This is a genomic window from Mesorhizobium sp. M8A.F.Ca.ET.021.01.1.1 (assembly GCF_003998025.1).
GTDB lineage: Bacteria > Pseudomonadota > Alphaproteobacteria > Rhizobiales > Rhizobiaceae > Mesorhizobium.
The window spans coordinates 1-544 of record NZ_RZSJ01001090.1; the positions used below are offsets into that span (position 1 = coordinate 1).

1 pseudogene is annotated in these 544 nt (G+C 59.6%); it reads right to left on the bottom strand.

From position 1 onward, the window contains the following. Positions 1 to 255: 255 nt before the first annotated feature. Positions 256 to 544 (bottom strand): annotated as a pseudogene (locus EOA36_RS36750) (hypothetical protein); the annotation flags it as partial.

Sequence of the window (544 nt, forward strand, 5' to 3'; positions counted from 1 at the left end):
ACCGGCCGCCCTGCCCGCCACCATCAGGAAGACAAGGACACCACCGTCGGCTTCGGCGCCGACATGCCGGCCTTCATGCGCATCGTCGCCAAGGTCTGACGCCAGCCAGCAAGCCGCCTAGCCGGCTTGCCTTCCTTTTCGCCCTGCAGCCAAGAGCAATCGAGGAAAAGCCGTATGGTGCTTTCCCGTCGTGAATTGCTTGGAAACGAAGCTTTGGGGGGCCAGCGATTCTTTTGGACGCTGGTCCGCTCCAGGTCACATCGGTCCGGGCATCATCTTGGTCGGTTTCTCCAGCATCGGAAACTCGGCCTTGTTGCATTTCACCTTCGGATTCGTCGGGCTGAACATGCCGTTCGGATTGTCGTCGAGCCAGGCGTGAAGATCGTAGTGGACGAACTCCCTTGGAATAAGCGGATAGTGTCCCTCCATCGGACCCATGAAGGTTTGGCCAAACAGCTTCGGCGGCGCCTTGATGTCCGGGGTTAGCGGCACCAGCCATTCCACGCCAACCAGCTTCAGGCCTTTCTTGGTCGGCTCATAGATC